Source organism: Streptacidiphilus sp. PAMC 29251, assembly GCF_054208735.2.
Map to the genome: position 1 here is coordinate 10057442 of NZ_CM135725.2, position 16158 is coordinate 10073599.

Sequence of the window (16158 nt, forward strand, 5' to 3'; positions counted from 1 at the left end):
TCGTTCACGAGCAGGGGGCGACGGCTTCGGCGAGCACGGCGTCGGCCGCGGCGAGCGCGTCGGTGACCAGGTCGGCGGTGTCTTCCAGGCCGGCCGCCAGCCGGACCAGGCCCGGCGGAACGGATTCGGTGAGCTGTTCGTCGCTGAGCATTCCGGCCCACATGGCCGCCGGATGCACGGCGAGTGAGCCCACGCCGCCGAGGCTGGCCGAGCGCCGGGGATAGCGCAGGTGTCCCAGGAAGGCGTCGGCCCTCTCGAATCCGCCGGTGAACTCGATGCTGAGCACCCCGCCGAAGCCCTCCATCTGGTCCGCGGCCAGTTTGTGCTGGGGGTGGCTTGCCAGACCGGGGTAGTGCACCTGCGACACGGCCGGATGCCGACTCAGCGCCTCGGCGAGCGCCAGGCCGTTGTCGTTGTGCCGCGGCATGCGCAGCGGCAGGGTCCGTATGCCGCGCAGCAGCAGCGCGGCGTCGATCGGGCCGAGGACGGCGCCGGTGAGCAGGCTGGTTTCCCAGATGCGGTCCAGGATCGCGGCCGGTCCGGCGAGCACTCCGGCGGAGACGTCGGAGTGGCCGTTGAGGTATTTGGTCGCGCTGTGCCAGACGACGTCGATGCCGAAGTCCGCAGGGCGCTGGTTCAGCGGGGTGGCGAAGGTGTTGTCCGCCAGGGTCAGTACGTCGTGCGCGCGGGCCAGGTCGGCGACGGCGCGCAGGTCGGTGATCTGCAGCAGCGGGTTGCTCGGGGTCTCCACCAGGATCAGGCGGGTCGTGGGGGTGAGGGCTTTCTCGAAGGCCTCGGGGTCCCTCTGGTCGACCAGGGTGGTGGACACGCCCAGGCGCGGCAGCAGGTTCAGCAGCACTGAGGCGGTGCCCCCGTAGGTGGACTTCTGTCCGATGACGTGGTCGCCGGCGGACACCAGGGCGAGCACGGCCGTGGTGATCGCTGCCATGCCGGACGCGGTGACCATCGCCGCCTCGGTGTTCTCCAGTGCGGCGACAACGGCGGCGACCTGGGCGTGGTTGGGGTTCCCGTAGCGGGTGTAGAAGTCCTTGCCCCGCGGCTCGACGGCGCCTGCGGCGAACGTGTCCGCGTCCTCGGCCGCGAACGCCGCCGTCTGATAGATGGGCGGTGCCACGGCACGGCTGGGGTGGGTCTCGCGGTCAGCATGGACAGTCACGGTGCTCTTGCCCGGCATGGACAGCCCTCCGGAATTCGACGTTGTGTCTGCATCCAGCATGACCGGCCGCAACCTTGACATGACCCCATTGTCAGCAACTTTGGCAGAAGATTGCGCCACGGGGAGGCACTAGTTTGTGCTAAGTGCTCTATCACCGCAATAATCTGCTGCATGGATGAAGTGGACCGGTCGATCCTGGCCGTGCTCGAACGGGATGGCCGTATCAGCAACAACGAGCTCGCAGCCCGGGTCGGGCTGACCCCCTCGCCCTGTCTGCGGCGCGTTCGTCAGCTGGAGGAATCAGGGGTCATCCGCGGCTACCGGGCGCTGATCGACCCGGCGGCAGTCGGCCGTGGTCTGCGGGTGCTGGCAGGGGTGCGGCTGATGCGGCACAACCGCGCGGACGTGGTCGCCTTCGAACAGGAGGTGATGGGGCTGCCCGAAGTGACTGCCTGTCACCACATCACCGGCAACTTCGACTATCTGCTCCAGGTGGAGGTGGCCGACCTCGCGGCCTATGAGGACTTCCACGCCAACCAGTTGGCTGCCCTGCCCGGGGTGGGCACGGTCAACAGCTTCGTCATCATGAAGACGCTCGACACCGCGTGACAGCACGGCCCTGTCCAGGTCGGCGCACCCCTGCGGCGGCGGTGGCCTGCTGCGGGGGACCGGTGGGTCCGACGGACTTGGCGGTCGGGCCTTCACGCGGTGATGGAGCCCCGGATGCAGACGGTGGCGGCCCCGCTGACCCAGACGGTGCCGTCCGTGTCGGCGGTGATCTCGATGCTGGCGGCCCGCCCCAGCCGTGTGCCCTGGGAGACCCGGTAGGTGGAGGGGGCGGCGCCGGTGCCGGTGAGCCACTGGCCGACGGCGGCGTTCATGCTGCCGCATGCGGGGTCCTCGGGAACGCCGGCGCCGGGGGCGAAGGTGCTCCGCAGGCGCGGCGGCCGGCCGTCGGGCGGCGTGAACACCAGGGCGGAAATGCCGCCGAGGGCGGTGCCGGCGATGACCTGGGCCATGGTGTGGGCCTTGAGGACCAGGCGGGACCAGCCGACGGCGACGGGGATGAATGCTGCTGGGACGGCGATCGGGCCGAAGGTCAGAATCAGGATCAACGCGGCGCCGCCGGCGACGGCGTTGTGGATGGAGATCTGCCACCGGACGGTGACGGCGAGGGCTGAGACCAGTCCGACCAGCATGGCCACGACGAGGGCGGCGATGGCCTGGGGCGCGTGCAGGACGTAGAGCAGGACGGTGCCGGCAATCACCGACACCAGGCTGGCTGCCATGGGCACGACGCGCTGCCTGCGGACGCGGATGTGCTTGTCGGTCAGTCCGCCGCGCTTCACGCCCAGCATGATGATGCCCAGCGGAATCACCCCGCAGAACAGCGCCGCGAACAGGCCCCAGCCGATCCCGGTGAATCCCTTGGCGCTGTGTCGGCCGATCAGCAGCAGCAGGGCTACGGAAAGAGGGTCGGAAGGGGTGGATGTGACAGCCCGATCGCACCCGGACCAGCCTCCGGCTGTCTGCGCGGAGGCTGGTCCCGGGTGTCAGCGGGTCAGGGCGCGGTCAGGACGGGTCGGGGGCGGCCAGGACGCACAGCAGGGAGCAGGCCACCGCGGAGGACGGAGGGGAGGTGGTCGACGGGGTGCCGTTCGGGGCACCGGCCGGGTAGTAGGTGGCGGTGGCGGTGTTCTTCACAGGCAGCGCCAGCAGGAAGGAGCTGCAGTAGACCTGCTTGCTCGCACCGGCCGCCAGCGTGAAGGTGCCGGCCGCCCGTGAACAGGCGGTGGTGACCGCGTCGTTGACGGTGACGCCGGAGGCGTCGACCGGCCCGGTGTTGGTCAGGGTGATCCGCCAGTAGGCCGTGCCGAGCAGCTGCAGCAGACCGACGGGGCTGGACTTGGCCCAGGGGCCCGCACCGCCGGGGCCGCAGGCGTGCGGCGAGGCGACCGTGCAGATCTCCTTGTTGACGGTGACGTTCGGGTGGCACAGCGCACCGGGGGCGACGGCGACGGAGACGGGGTTGGAGGTCAGCGCGCCGGTGCCGTCGGTGCCGGTCGCGGTGTCGTCGACGTGGGTGGTCGCGCAGTTCGCGGTGACGACGGTGCGCAGGCAGACCTGCGGGTCGTCGCCCTGGAAGGAGGCCGTCAGCGCGGGATGGTTGGTGGCGGTGAAGTCGCTGGTGTCGGTCAGGCTGAGCTGCACGGTCACGGTGATCGACGGATGGTCGGCGGCCGAGATGCCGGACAGGTCGACGGTGCCGGTCGCGGAGAGCGGCGGGGTGGCGAGCACGGTGCCGCCGGGATCGGTGACCGAGACGGTCGCGCCGGCCGGATCGATGTGGGTGAGGTCCAGGCCGGTCAGCCTCGCCTCGGTGTACCCGGCGACGTGCCCGGTGCCACCGTCGCAGTAGAAGCTCGTGGGTTTGAGGGTGACGGCGGCGCCACTGTGCAGGCACGGCGAGACGCCGGTCGCCGGGTCCAGGGAGAACAGCACCCCGGCGTCGCCGAGGCCGATCAGGCAGCGGGTCGTCGAGTCGTAGGCGTAGCCGTAGTCGCGGGTGGCACCGTTGCTGACGTTGGGGTGGCCCGCCACCGCGGGGAAGCCGGCGCAGGGCTGGGCGTGCGTCCAGCTGTAGCAGACGGTGTCGCCGGGCAGCGGCCCGCCCCACACACCGAAGTAGCTGCGGTTGTCGCCGCCGGAGTTGACGACCTCGGGGGCGAAGACCAGAACACCGGCCGGCAGGGCGTCGAGTCCGGTGGCGGGCGCAGCCAGTGCGCTGCCGTCCAGTGCGTAACAGCTGGTGGACGGCGCGCCGCCGGTGGCGTTGGTGGTGCACACCCCGTTCGGGTGGCCGGCGGTGTCGAACGAGGTGTACGCGCTGTAGGTGTACGCGCCGGGGTTCGGGCCGGCCGGGTGCGGGGTGGTCCAGCCGGCGCAGACCGTGCCGGTGGCCGGGTCGAAGCAGCCGAGTGCGGTGACGCCCGCTGCTGTCGATCCGGACGCGGTCGGGGACGAGGAGGCGTAGACGCGTCCGTCGGCGACCGTCATACCGCCCTGGTAGAGGGCGTAGGTGTGGCCCGGCAGGTCGTGATTGGGCGGCACGATCGCGGCGAACGGCTGCCCCGGGCACGGTGCCTGGCTGGCGATGTCCAGACACAGCACGTGTCCGTCGCTCGCCGTCCCGTACGCCTTCCCGCCGTAGTCGACCAGCCCCGCGAGACCGTTGGCGCTGGAGGGGCTGGCACCGCTGGTCTCCAGCGGGATGAAGCCGCAGTTGGCGCGGGCGCCCATGTCCAGACAGCCCGCGCCGACGGCGGTGGCGGTCGTCGCCGGGTAGTAGACGATGCCGGGTCGGCCCGGGTCCAGGACGTACTGCGGCGACAGTGGCGTGAAGATGTTCCCGGTGTTGCCGGTACCGAGCGGTCCCGGCGCGGTGTTGAGCGGGCGCGGCCAGGGGCCGCCGGAGCACGGCTGGCCCGAGGACAGGTCGTTGCAGACCACCAGCGGGTTCGCCGGGCCGGTGTGGTGGTAGATGTTCCACGCCTCGACGTCACCGGACGGGGCGCGGTAGAGGATCGGGGTGAACCCGTCGCCGCCGGTGGCGCGGGTCGCGGCCTGCACCGGCGGCAGCAGGTCGCCGCTCACACCGGTCCCGGTCCCGGTTGTGGCCGGGCCGGTGGCCCGGACGGCGGTTGTCGCGGCGCCCTGGTCGGTGCCGGTGAAGCTGCTGCCGTCGGTGGACCAGGCGGGCGTCCAACCGGGCGGCACGCGCAGCGAACCAGGCACGTAGGTCTGCGCGGTTCCCGCGCCGGTGATCGGGTCGGTGACGGTCGCGGCGGCCGGGTCGCCGGTCGCCGAGTTGTGGTAGCCGACCGTCCAGTTGACGGTGTCGCCGTGCTGGACCGGGAGCTGGCCGGGGCTGGTGACGTCCTGCGCTGTCTTGAGCAGCGTGGAGCCGGCGGTGGCCGGAGCCGTGCCGCTGGGACTGCCGTCGGCCACGACGGGTTGCAGCGATCCGGCGGCTATCACGAACAGTGCCGCGGACACGGCGACGGCCGCTCTTCGAGCGAGCGGCCGCGGCGGTACGGCGGAGGAAGGAAATCGTGGGTGTCGGAGCATGTGTGTCCCCACCTTCGTCGGGAAGGACGCGGGCACCGTGGAGTGCCCGCCCCGCGAAATACGGTAGGGAGAAGGGAGCCGTTCGTCACCCGTGCGGGCGAAAGGCGAGGGGCGTTGAATTAAATCGTTCGTTTACTTTCCCATTAGTTCCATGAATTGCACTGTATTGGCCGCGATGAAGAGGAGCGGGCGTACGACCGGCGCGCGTGGAACCCCTTGTGTGCTGCCGTGTGTTTTCGCGGGTACGCCCCCAGGGCGCCAATGCCGCAGCCCTGCGGGAAAGGCCGCGGAGCGCCCTCCGGCGCCCTACGCGGGCCACCGTCAACCCGACCACACCGCCGACCGTGACGGCCAGAACATGCTCGAGGTCCTCGCACAGGCCATGTGCGGCAGACCCTGGACGCCCGGCGCCCACTGAACTCTCACTCACCGGTCCCCGCCGACCGGCGATCACCCACGCCTCCGACCGGCGATACCCGTCCAGTCAGTGCGCCGCACGTGTCGAAGCGCCATGCGAACGCCAACTCAACGCCATGGACTGGGCGGCGGCCCCGGACAAGGATGTTCCTTGTCCGAACAGCCTTCACGGAATAGGGGAATGCTCCATGAAGCTCAAGACCAAGTCAGCGGTGGCTGCCACTATTGGCGTCGTGGCCCTGGCGACCCTCACCGCAACCGGAACCGCTCAGGCATACAACGGCACCCCGGCCGGTTCCTTCGGCGGCTACGGCAGCGCCTACACCATCCAGTCCAACTGGAACGGCAACTGCCTCGACAACTCGGCTCAGTACGGCCTTCGCTCCTACCCCTGTAACTCCAGCAGCGTAAGCGGCGGTTGGCAGAAGTGGGTGGTCGTCAACTACAACAGCGGCTGGGTGGAGTTGAAGAACGCCAACACCGGCGACTGCCTGGACTACTCCACCGGAAACGGGCTGCGGGAGTTCCCCTGCAACCAGAGCAGCTTCAACAGTGGCTACCAGGCGTGGACGATGGTCTGGCGGACCGCCGCAAACGGCCAGTCGCAGCAGGTCCTGAAGAACGCCGCATACAACCCCGCCTACTGCCTCGACAACTCGCAGTACGGTCCGCGCGGATACAGCTGCAATGGCGCGTCGCAGGACGCTGGATACCAGGCCTGGACCATCGTCCCGGCCTGAGATCTGATGCCGCACCGCTCTCGGAGCCGTCGCCGCGGCGCCAGTACGGTGCGGTACGTATGGACGAAGCCCCAGGCCGGCAGGCCTGGGGCTTCGTCCATGGGCCAGGGACCGGGTTCGGAGTGACATGGCCACCCGGTCCTCGCGCCAGTTCCGACGCCGGTTGACGAACTCCAACTCCCGGCCGAACCACGGATGGAACCGGTGCGTCACCCGCACCACCGCTGGATACTGCGGATCGCCACCGCCCGCAGCAGTCGACTGCCCTGTTGAACAACCCGGCCGAGCAGACGATCAGGATGGCGAACCACCTGAGCCCTCACCGGTCCCCGCCGACCGGCGACCACCCTCACCCCCGACCAGGGGCACCTATCCAGGCACGCGTTGATATGGCGTTTGTATGGCGTTCTGCGGGGCTCATGCTGTGGAGTACGGCCAATGCTGTGACCGGGTAGGTTCGCCGGGTTGTGCCGCGCGGCTCAGCCGCCGACCAGGCCCAGCGCACGCAGGCTCTCGGCGGTCTCCACGACGGTGGTCTCGACCGTGCGGGGGCGCCAGCCCAGATCCGCGCGGGCGCGGTCGTTGTGGATGACCAGGCGCGGGAGCTCGTCGCCGGCGGCCTCCGTGGTGGGGGCGTTCGCGGCCTGCGGGCCGAGGTGGCGGCGCAGGATCGCGGCCACCTCCAGGAAGGTCAGTGTGGGGCCGTCGGCGACGGCCAGGTAGCGCTTGCCTGCTGCCTCGGGCACCGCCATGGCGCGAAGGTGGGCGTCGGCCACGTCGCGGACGTCGACCAGGCCGAAGCGGAAGCGCGGGGCGACGCTCATGGTGCCGTCCAGCATCGCCTTGACCAGCTGGGTGGAGGAGCGCAGGTCGGTGGTGAGGGTGGGACCGAGGATGAACGTCGGGTTGACCACGACCAGCTCGGTGTCGCCGCCCTCGCGGTTCGTCCACTCCCAGGCGGCGCGTTCGGCGACGGCCTTGGAGCGGGGGTAGGGGGCCAGTCCTGGGGTGTCCGGATCGGTCCAGTCCTCCTCCGAGTAGTCAGCACTGGGCTTGGGGGTGTAGCCGACCGCGGCGAAGGAGGAGGTCAGCACCACCCGCCGGGCCCCGGCGTCGCGGGCGGCGCGCAGCACCCGCAGCGAGCCCGCGCGAGCCGGGACGATCAGCTCGTCGGGGTCCTGCGGCTGGACGGAGGGAATCGGCGAGGCGGTGTGGTGCACCTCCTCGCAGCCGGCCAGGGCCGCGGCCCAGCCGTCGTCGGACATCAGGTCGGCGGTGACCACGTCCAGCCCGGCGTCCTCGGCTCCGCCTCGGCGCACCGCTGTCCGCAGGCCCTCCTCCTGGCCCTTGGAGCGAATGGTGGCGCGTACGGTCCTGCCGTCCCGCAGCAGCGCGGCGATCAGCTGCGTGCCCAGGTAGCCGTTGCCGCCGGTGACCAGGACCGGGCTCATCGCAGTACCTCCAGACGACGGGCGGCGTCCATGGACGCCTGGACGGCTGCGGCCTCGGCGACGGTGTCGCCGCGGTCGCGGGCATCCCACAGCGCGGCCTTCTCGCGCAGGTAGTCGAGCCGCAGTCGTTGGGCGGCGATCTCAGCCTGGATCCGTTCGGCGTGCCGCAGCAGCAGGTCCCGTTGCTCGCCCGCGGTCTCCTGGCGGCGGCCGAGGTTGGCCTGGTAGGTGCGCATGTCCTCGATGCCCACGCCGACCGCACGCAGGCAGGCCAGGGCTTCCAGGGTGTGCAGGTCCTCGTCGTGGTAGCGGCGGTGTCCGCTCTGCTCGTCGCGGTCGATCGGGCCGACCAGGCCGACCTGCTCGTAGTAGCGCAGGGTCGGCTCACTCAGCCCGCTGCGCCGTGAGACGTCTTGGATGGTGAACGCTGTCATACCCGTAGCGTCACACACCTCAAGCGCTTGAAGGCAAACCCGGCAGCGGGACCCGGCTGCGCTCCGGTCACTCCTCGATGAAGGCGAGGATGTCGGGATTGAGGACGTCTGGGTGCGTGGACAGCCCGCCGTGCGGGTAGCCGTCGTAGGATTTGAGATGGCCGTTCTTGAGCAGTTCGGCGGACTCGGGGCCGGTTCAGGTACTCGGTGAAGTCGGTCTCCGAGAAGGCCTTGATGCACTCGTAGTGCGCGTTGGCGGCCGGCGCGGAGCGGAACCGTCGAACACCTCGATCGCCATGCAGCGCGCGACCTCCCCGCCACCGGTGGAGTGACCGGCGGGACGCCTTGGACAGGGCCGTCGCAGCGATCAGCACCGACCCGACGCTGGGATTGCCGATCCCGGACTCCGTGCTGCGCGACTACCAGGACGACGACGACCAGGTCCGGATCCAATTGCGCAGCGTCGTTAGAGCGCGACCGCGTCGACATCCGGGGTCAGGGCCCTGATTCGCCTGGTTCGTGTGTGGATACCTTTGGTGCGGCCGTTTTGTGTGGTGCGGAAGGATGAGGCAGGCGTTGAAGGCGGCACGGTCGAGTTCGAGCCGCAGGCGGTGGTGGGTTCGCGGAGGAGTTCGGCATCCTTGTCGCGCGGAGGTTGCTCATCAGGTACTACTTCCTCGATCGGGGGTTGTATCGGAGTCCGTACAGACCGTACAGAGCCTGGTCCACGGCTTGGTCGCGCCCACGGTAGCCCTCCTGGTACAGCAGGTGCGCGAGCTCGGCGCGTTCGAGGGCTGAGCGCTTCGACCGCCGGCGGCGGGTGGTGGGAGGGCCGGAGTGGTCCGGGCGTCCCGTGTCGGTGGGGGCGTAGACGACGATCAGGCCCGCGCTGAGGGCAGTCGCCGCAGCGAGCGGGAGCCAGAGCGCGGCGGCCGTCACGCTGAGGGCGGCGGTGATGGTCAGGGGGGCGAGCGCCCGGCCGATGCCCAGCGACAACTGCCAGCGCGCGATGACGCGTCCGCGCAGATGGGGCGGGGCTGCGTCGATGACGAGCGCCGTGCTGACGCCGGTGTAGAGGATTTCTCCCAGGTTGTAGAGGACGGAGACGAGCGCGACAGCTCCTGCGCCGGCGTTGCCGTGCCCGGTGCCGGCTTGGAGGAATCCGAGGTAGGAGGCCGCCAGCACCCATCCGGACAGGGCGAAGACGTGGCGTCTGGGCCGCCGCGACATCCAGAGGACCACGGGGAGCTGGACGAGGATGACCATGACGGTGTTGGCGACGAAGATGCCGGATGGCCAGGCGGGCGCCGCGTGCAGGTGGGTGACCAGGACGACCGGCAGGGCGACTTCGAGGATGTCGAAGCAGAACGCGAAGGGCAGGTTGGCCAGGTTCATGAGCGTCAGGCGGCGCAGTACGGCCCGGTCGCCGTCCCCGACGGGCGTCAGGGATTCCGAACGGCGCGCCGTGGAGGCGCCGGCGAGCCGGACGGTCGAGACCAGCGCTGCCGAGATCAGGTATCCGCCTGCGGTGCCGATCGCCAACCAGCGCATCCCGACCCCGCCGGAGCCGACCGCGACCGTGGCCAGCAGAGCGCCCGCGCCCAGGCCGGCGTTGCCCAGGGAGCGGAGTGCGGCCAGTACGGCGTCGCGTTCGTACCCGACCGACAGGCCGGAGATGACCGCGGCCTGCCCGACTGGTCCGGCCTGGTTGCCGATTCCTTGGAGCAGGCAGCAGCAGAGGAATCCGTCTGGACCGGGGATGAGCAGGAGAGCGAGCAGCCCCAGGGCGCGCAGGGTCAGGGTGGTGACCATGAGGGCCCGGCGGGCGCCGCGATCGACCCATTGACCGGCGAGCGGCACAACCGCGATGCCCACGAGGAAGCCCACCGAGAGGGCGAGGCCGGCGTGAGCGGCGCTGATGCCGCTGATCGTGACCGCGTACAGGAGCAGGAACGGTCGCATCAGCCCGCCGCCCAGGGCGGAGACCAGGGCCGCGCAGGCGTAGCGGCCGCCGCCGAGGCCGCGCAGCAGTTGGATGACGGTGGGTCTGCTCGGCGGCGCCGAAGCGGTGGCTGTACTGAGGGTGAGGGGGGACATGCGGCCACGATCGCCCGAGGACCGCGCCGCCCTGGTGTCGATTGACGGTGGTCGTCAATCGACAAGGTCCGAGGGCGGTGTCGGTACCAGAATGGCGGCATGAGCGTCCGCATCGATGTTTCCGGAATGGCCGCGGATCGGTACCTGTTCGCGCCGTCGCCCCTGGCCGAGCTGGGGTCCGCCCTGCACTTGCTCGTGGAGCCGGCGCATCACGCCCAGCAGACCGGCTGGATCACTGCGGCCGGCGCACAGATCGACCCGGATCTGATGGATCGCGTCGTCACGGCCGACTATCTGTGGCGGACGTCCCGGTCGGACATGCTGCTGCCTGCTCGCCCCAGGCAGACGCTGGCCGAGGAACTCGACGTCCTCGACGCACTCGACGACGAGACCTGGGTGCGCAGCGCGCTGATGACCAGCAGCTGCGGGGTGGTGCCACTGCGCGACGACCTCGGATCGCCCCTCACCGATGACACCGCCCGCCACATCGCTCGCGAACGGGCAGCCGCCCGCGGAGGCAGGCAGCTCGACTTCGTCGACTCCATCCTGACTGACCCGCCGACCGCCAGAAGGTGGCTGCGGCGCCTGCTTGAGGACTGCGCGACGGGCTTCTTCAACGCCGCATGGCGCAGGGTGGCCGGACGGCTCGCCGGCGACGCGCGCCACAAACGCGACCTGCTCGTCAGGCACGGGCTGGAACGCACCCTCGCCGCGGTCTCACCCGCGGTCACGCTGTCGGCGTCCGGTGGGCACATCGTCGTCGACAAGCTGCAGGACCGCGCCGCCAGCTCCGCCGGCACCGGGCTGACGTTCATGCCCAGTGCGTTCTCCCACCCGCACCTGCTCGTTGTCCACGCCCCCGGACGGCAGCCAGTGATCAACTACCCGGTGCTCGCCACTCCGAGTGAACCCTCCGTCTCCGTCGCGGCCGTCCAGAGCAGGCTGCACGCCCTGGACCACCCCGTCCGACTGCGCCTCCTGCGCAGTATCGCCCGCGGACCGCAGACCACCGCCCAACTCGCCGAGGCCTGGCTGCTCACCGCGCCCGAAGTCTCACGGCACCTCGCCGTCCTCAGGAACGCAGGCATCGTCACCTCCAGCCGACGCGGCCGCTACGTCGGCTACGAACTCGACCTCGCCGCGAACGCCCGACTCGGCACCGACTTGATCGAGGCACTCCTGCGCTGAGGGGACCGCCCCCTGCGTCCAACGACGAGTGCTGCTAATTCTCGTGAATGAGTGCTCCCCGGTACCGGCGGCAAACGCTCTTCAAAGGGGTTCAGCACCGGGGAAGTGGTCGTCCAGGTCGTCCGTGTACGGTACCTGTGAAATGCCCTGCAGTTGACTGTGCGTCAGTTATGAAAGGGTCTGGTATGGCGAACTCGCGTGTTGGCAGGATAAGAAAGCTCCTGGGTGCGGCGGTCCTGGCCGCCGCGCTCTGTGTGTCGTCCTCGGTCGCGGTGTCCGCCGACACGGTGTCCTCCGGCAGTGAACCCCGACCACTTTCGTGGACACTGGAAGTAGTTCACTCAAGTGTCAAGTGGGAAGTGCACGATGGTTTCAAAGCGGAAGAAGTACACCCAGGAGTACAAGGCAGAGGCCGTAGAGCTAGTGGTGAGCTCCGGCCGGCCCGTGGCTGAGATTGCCCGGGACCTCGGTCTGGACGAGGGAACCCTAGGAAACTGGGTAAATGCCGCGAAGAGGAGCGGAAGCATCAAAGACAAGCCGCTGACCATCGACGAGCGCGTCCATATGAAGGAACTCGAAGACGAAGTACGGAAGCTCCGCATGGAGCGGGACTTCCTAAAAAAAGCAGCGGCGTGGTTTGCGAGCCAGAACCAATAAAGTTCGCCTTCATCCTGCAAGTCCACGACGAGCAGGTCGGCAAGCCACGCCGCTTCATATATCCCATCAACTTCATGTGCAAGATGCTGGACGTATCGCGTACCGGATTCTACTCGTGGATCCGCCGTGAGGAGTCCGCACACGCACGACGCGATGTCGAACTTACCCGACTCATCATCGCTATCGACAAAGTCAACAGGGGTCGCTACGGGATCGACCGGATACACGCGCAGCTGGCCCGCCAGGGCGAGCGCGTGTCACCCAAGCGCGTCCGACGCCTGGCCAGGGCCGCTGGGCTGGCGTGCATCCATCCACGGCCCTACAAGGCCACCACCGTCCAGGATCCGGCGAACAGGCGCGGCCTGGTGGACCTCGTCGAGCGGAATTTCGTCCCGGAAAAGAAAGACCAGATATGGTACGGTGACATCACTTACATTCACACCGCAGAAGGCTGGGCCTATATGGCGACAGTCATCGACGGGTATTCGCGGAAGCTCATCGGCTGGTCGGTCGCTGACCACATGCGCGAAGACATGGTGATCCAGGCGCTAGACATGGCGATCCGAAATCGCCAGCCGGCACAGGGTGAAGTCGTCATGCATACAGACCGTGGCAGTCAGTACACCGGTAGTAAATTTCGCGACCAATGTCTTGACAGCGGAATCCTGCCTTCGGTAGGAAAGACGGGGATCTGCTTCGACAACGCCGCAGCAGAGTCGTTCAACGCAACCCTGAAAAAGGAATTGATCCACCTGCACGTGTGGACAACAATAAAGCAGGTCGGGAGTGCAATATTTGAATACACCGAGTCTTACTACAATCGACACAGGATTCAACGTGAGCTCGGCTACCTATCTCCCTATGAATACGAGAGTGGGTCCACACTAAGCGCAGCACTAGCAGCATAAAAGACTGTCTTCGAAATCGGTCGGCCTCCACGGAGCATCACCACCACCTACACCTATGACAGGCACGACCGCGTCACCAAGGCCGCCACCAGCGGCGGTACCGCCGCCGCCACGGTGAGCTACGCCTACGACAACGACGGCGACCGCACCTCGACCAGCTATCCCGGAGGCACCACCCAGACCACCAGCTACGACGCCGCAGACCGCCCCACCGCCACCAAGGCCACCACCCCGACCAGCACCCCCGTCAACTTCACCTACTCCTACAGCAAGAGCGGCACCGACACCGGCCAGATCCACTCCCGCACCGACGCCACCACTGGCGCGGTCACCGCCTACACCTACGACACCCAGAACCGCTTGGACTACGCCCAGGAGAACACCAGTACCGGTACCCGCAACGCCAGCTGGCTCTACTGCTACGACCAGGCCGGCAACCTAATCGCGTCCTCCACCACCGCGTCCTCCTGCAGTGCGAGAGGTCTGACCACGTACACGGTGAACGCAGCCGACGAGACCTCCGGAACCAACGGCACCACCACGGGCTGGTCCTGCGACGCAGACGGCAACGAAACCGCCGCTGCCGACACCCTCCCCCGCAGCGGCGAGGCCTACAGCGCCTTCAATCAGCCCACCTCCCTGACCGCCAGCGGGACGACCACCGCCCAGACTTACGCGGGCACCGACTCCTCCGACCGCCTCACCGCCGGCACCACCGGCTTCGACCAGGGCCCCGAAGGCCTGTCGACCACCATCACCGGATCCACCACCACCGGACTGATCCGCGACCCTGCGGGCACGCTCACTGGTATGACCACCGGCGGCAAGGCCTACTACTACCTGACGGACATCCAGGGCTCCGTCCTGGACGTCGTCGACGCCACCGGCCACACCGTGGACACCTACGCCTACGGGCCGGCCGGAACAACCCGGGGAACGCCTACCGTCACCGTCCCCCAGCCCTACGGCTACACCAGCGCCTACCTCAACCCCACCGGCCTCTACACCATGGGCGACCGCACCTACGACCCCACCATCGGACGCTTCACCCAACCCGACCCCAAGGGCCAAGGCCCCAACCCCTACACCTACGTCGGCGCCGACCCCGTCAACAACATCGACCCCACCGGGGAATGGGGATGGGGATCCCTCTTCACCGTTGTGGCCACAGAGATCATCGTGGGTGTGACCTGCAGTGCCGTCGCGGTGATGACTACCGGTGGCGCAGCCGGAACGTGTCAAGTCAAATGAGACGTTCGTACGGTTATGCGCTCTGTTGTGCTGATTCGGGTTCTCTGCGTTTGGCGGGGTCGTTGATCCACGCCTGATCGGGGATCTTGGGCGGGCGGGGGCGGCGGGCGAAGCGTTCGGGGTGGCGGGCGTATGCCTCGTTGAGCGTGACGGCGCGCTGGTCCTGGACTTGGCCGGCGGTGCCGAAGTGCACGGACGCAGGCGTGTGCAGCCCGATGCCCGAATGGCGATGCTCATGGTTGTAATAGGCAATGAATGAGTCGAACCACTCGCGTGCGTGGTTCAGGGAGTCGAACCGCGCCGGGTAGTCGGCCATGTACTTCGTGGTTTTGAACTGGCTTTCGCTGTACGGGTTGTCATTCGAGACCTTGGGGCGCGAGTGCGAGCGCGTCACGCCCAGATCGATGAGCAACTGCGAGACTTTCTTGCTGGTCATCGAGGTGCCGCGGTCCGCGTGCAGGTGCTCGGGGGCGATGCCGTTGCGTTCGACGGTCTCGCTGATCAACTCCTCGGCGCGCTCGGCCGATTCGGCCATCTCCACGGTGTAGCCGACGACGTAGCGGCTGAAGATGTCGATGATGACGTAGGCGTGGTACCAGATGCCCTTGTCTGGTCCGGCCAGTTTGGTGATGTCCCAACTGAAGACCTGCGAGGGGGCGGTGGCCACGAGTTCGGGGATGGACTTGGCGGCGTGGGTGGCCTGGCGGCGGCGCTCGCCGGTCTGGCCCTGGGCCTCCAGGATCCGGTACATCGTGCGCACTGAGCAGTAGTAGCGGCCCTCGTCCAGTTCGCGCGCCCAGATCTGGGCAGGTGCCAGTTCGGCATAGGCCGGGCTGTTCATCAGTGCCAGGATCCGCGCGCGCTCCGCCGGAGCCAGAGCTGAGGGCGGCGAGGGGCGCGGAGCGCGCTCGCGCGGCGGGGGCGGGTTGAGCCGACGGTAGTGCGTGGCCCGTGAGCGACCGGTCAGCCGGCAGGCCGCAGTGGTGTTCAACTCCCGCTCCAGCGACTGGAAGAGCTCGTCGGCGACCTGCTCGGCCTCGGCTTTCAGCCCGCACTCTTGGAGAGCAGTTCCAAGAGTGCGGAAGCTTTTCCCAGCAGCTCCAGGGCGGCGTCCTTCTGCGCCAGCTCCCGTTCCACGACGGCCAGCCTCTTGCGCAGCCGCTCGGCCTCGGCTGCTTCGGCGGGCCTCTTGGGGCGTGCGGGCGAGGTCCGCCGGTCGGCGAGCGTGGCCATCGCTCCGGCGTCTCGCGCGGCCCGCCACTCGATGATGTGCGAGTGGTACAACCGCTCGCGGCGCAGGACCGCGCCCTTCTCCCCGCTGGGGGCGGCATCGTACTCAGCGACGATCCGCAGCTTGTATTCCGCCGTGAACGTGCGCCGCTTCGGCCGCGGGGCCGGGTCGGGCTCGGGGGCTGTGCGTGAGGTGGTGGTATTGGAAGCCATGCCGGGAATCTCCTGTCTCGCCCATCCAGACTAACCCGGACGAACCGGACGTCTCAGTCGAGACTGTCAGAGAGGGAGCCGAGGGTGGATGCTTCTTTCTGGCCTCCGGCGCAGGCTACGTCGCAGGAGAGGTCGCGTCCGAAAATGGCTACTACTCCGGTTGAACTCGTGGGGGCGCGGACTGGTGACGGTTCTTGATCCCTGCGGTACGACGCTTTCAACACCAGTGCGTTAAGCCTGTGACCTGCGGCGCAACCCCGGCGTGAA

At 68.6% G+C, this 16158-nt stretch carries 14 protein-coding genes and 2 pseudogenes; 6 read left to right on the plus strand and 10 right to left on the minus strand.

Features of this window, described 5'->3' with window-relative positions:
• Window positions 1-4 precede the first annotated feature (4 nt).
• Window positions 5-1177 (minus strand): trans-sulfuration enzyme family protein, encoded by a 1173-nt coding sequence (locus tag ACXKR8_RS48030; RefSeq protein ID WP_458270846.1) that lies wholly within the window; start codon window positions 1175-1177, stop codon window positions 5-7.
• 171 nt (window positions 1178-1348) lie between these two features.
• Between ACXKR8_RS48030 and ACXKR8_RS48035 the strand changes: the two genes are divergently transcribed.
• A complete protein-coding gene (locus tag ACXKR8_RS48035) occupies window positions 1349-1786 on the plus strand; it encodes an Lrp/AsnC family transcriptional regulator (RefSeq protein ID WP_458270847.1) in 438 nt (145 codons plus the stop codon).
• Between the two features lie 92 nt (window positions 1787-1878).
• On the opposite strand, the gene ACXKR8_RS48040 is transcribed toward ACXKR8_RS48035, so the two are convergent.
• Window positions 1879-2526 carry a PhzF family phenazine biosynthesis protein gene (locus ACXKR8_RS48040; protein WP_458270848.1) on the minus strand — a complete coding sequence of 216 codons (648 nt, stop codon included), beginning with the start codon at window positions 2524-2526 and terminating at the stop codon, window positions 1879-1881.
• Window positions 2527-2749: 223 nt separating this feature from the next.
• Window positions 2750-5233, minus strand: coding sequence for a DUF7617 domain-containing protein (locus tag ACXKR8_RS48045; protein ID WP_458270849.1), 2484 nt, complete (start codon window positions 5231-5233; stop codon window positions 2750-2752).
• A gap of 677 nt (window positions 5234-5910) precedes the next feature.
• On the opposite strand from ACXKR8_RS48045, the gene ACXKR8_RS48050 reads away from it, so the two are divergent.
• Complete coding sequence (locus ACXKR8_RS48050; RefSeq protein ID WP_458275297.1) at window positions 5911-6462, plus strand: RICIN domain-containing protein; 552 nt, start codon at window positions 5911-5913, stop codon at window positions 6460-6462.
• Between the two features lie 138 nt (window positions 6463-6600).
• Here the strand turns inward: ACXKR8_RS48050 and ACXKR8_RS48055 are convergent.
• The 5 genes and pseudogenes from ACXKR8_RS48055 to ACXKR8_RS48075 all read right to left on the minus strand — a co-directional run.
• Window positions 6601-6684 (minus strand): annotated as a pseudogene (locus ACXKR8_RS48055) (DUF5372 family protein); the annotation flags it as partial.
• A gap of 257 nt (window positions 6685-6941) precedes the next feature.
• Window positions 6942-7913 (minus strand): NAD-dependent epimerase/dehydratase family protein, encoded by a 972-nt coding sequence (locus tag ACXKR8_RS48060; protein WP_458270850.1) that lies wholly within the window; start codon window positions 7911-7913, stop codon window positions 6942-6944.
• Window positions 7910-8347: a MerR family transcriptional regulator gene (locus ACXKR8_RS48065; RefSeq protein ID WP_458270851.1), complete on the minus strand. Its 438-nt coding sequence runs from the start codon at window positions 8345-8347 to the stop codon at window positions 7910-7912. Before ACXKR8_RS48065 ends, ACXKR8_RS48060 begins: the two co-directional genes overlap by 4 nt.
• A gap of 67 nt (window positions 8348-8414) precedes the next feature.
• Window positions 8415-8537: pseudogene (locus tag ACXKR8_RS48070) on the minus strand (alpha/beta fold hydrolase); the annotation flags it as partial.
• A gap of 479 nt (window positions 8538-9016) precedes the next feature.
• Window positions 9017-10444, minus strand: coding sequence for an MFS transporter (locus ACXKR8_RS48075; protein ID WP_458270852.1), 1428 nt, complete (start codon window positions 10442-10444; stop codon window positions 9017-9019).
• 99 nt (window positions 10445-10543) lie between these two features.
• On the opposite strand from ACXKR8_RS48075, the gene ACXKR8_RS48080 reads away from it, so the two are divergent.
• The 4 genes from ACXKR8_RS48080 (at window position 10544) to ACXKR8_RS48095 (ending at window position 14448) form a co-directional block, all read left to right on the plus strand.
• A complete protein-coding gene (locus ACXKR8_RS48080) occupies window positions 10544-11632 on the plus strand; it encodes a DUF5937 family protein (protein WP_458270853.1) in 1089 nt (362 codons plus the stop codon).
• A 366-nt stretch (window positions 11633-11998) separates the two neighbouring features.
• Window positions 11999-12289 carry a transposase gene (locus ACXKR8_RS48085; protein WP_458270854.1) on the plus strand — a complete coding sequence of 97 codons (291 nt, stop codon included), beginning with the start codon at window positions 11999-12001 and terminating at the stop codon, window positions 12287-12289.
• Complete coding sequence (locus ACXKR8_RS48090) at window positions 12265-13197, plus strand: IS3 family transposase (RefSeq protein ID WP_458266876.1); 933 nt, start codon at window positions 12265-12267, stop codon at window positions 13195-13197. Before ACXKR8_RS48085 ends, ACXKR8_RS48090 begins: the two co-directional genes overlap by 25 nt.
• Window positions 13198-13311: 114 nt before the next feature.
• Window positions 13312-14448, plus strand: coding sequence for an RHS repeat-associated core domain-containing protein (locus ACXKR8_RS48095; RefSeq protein WP_458270855.1), 1137 nt, complete (start codon window positions 13312-13314; stop codon window positions 14446-14448).
• Between the two features lie 13 nt (window positions 14449-14461).
• On the opposite strand, the gene ACXKR8_RS48100 is transcribed toward ACXKR8_RS48095, so the two are convergent.
• Complete coding sequence (locus tag ACXKR8_RS48100; RefSeq protein WP_458274906.1) at window positions 14462-15496, minus strand: IS3 family transposase; 1035 nt, start codon at window positions 15494-15496, stop codon at window positions 14462-14464.
• The gene (locus ACXKR8_RS48105) at window positions 15493-15891 is read right to left on the minus strand and encodes a transposase (RefSeq protein ID WP_458266979.1); all 399 of its coding nucleotides are present in this window, start codon (window positions 15889-15891) and stop codon (window positions 15493-15495) included. Before ACXKR8_RS48105 ends, ACXKR8_RS48100 begins: the two co-directional genes overlap by 4 nt.
• Between the last annotated feature and the right edge of the window lie 267 nt (window positions 15892-16158).

Coding starts and splice junctions, on each gene's coding strand:
- ACXKR8_RS48035 (WP_458270847.1), top strand. CDS start 1,349: ATGGATGAAGTGGACCGGTCGATCCTGGCCGTGCTCGAACGGGATGGC.
- ACXKR8_RS48050 (WP_458275297.1), top strand. CDS start 5,911: ATGAAGCTCAAGACCAAGTCAGCGGTGGCTGCCACTATTGGCGTCGTG.
- ACXKR8_RS48060 (WP_458270850.1), bottom strand. CDS start 7,913: ATGAGCCCGGTCCTGGTCACCGGCGGCAACGGCTACCTGGGCACGCAG.
- ACXKR8_RS48065 (WP_458270851.1), bottom strand. CDS start 8,347: ATGACAGCGTTCACCATCCAAGACGTCTCACGGCGCAGCGGGCTGAGT.
- ACXKR8_RS48075 (WP_458270852.1), bottom strand. CDS start 10,444: ATGTCCCCCCTCACCCTCAGTACAGCCACCGCTTCGGCGCCGCCGAGC.
- ACXKR8_RS48080 (WP_458270853.1), top strand. CDS start 10,544: ATGAGCGTCCGCATCGATGTTTCCGGAATGGCCGCGGATCGGTACCTG.
- ACXKR8_RS48085 (WP_458270854.1), top strand. CDS start 11,999: ATGGTTTCAAAGCGGAAGAAGTACACCCAGGAGTACAAGGCAGAGGCC.
- ACXKR8_RS48105 (WP_458266979.1), bottom strand. CDS start 15,891: ATGGCTTCCAATACCACCACCTCACGCACAGCCCCCGAGCCCGACCCG.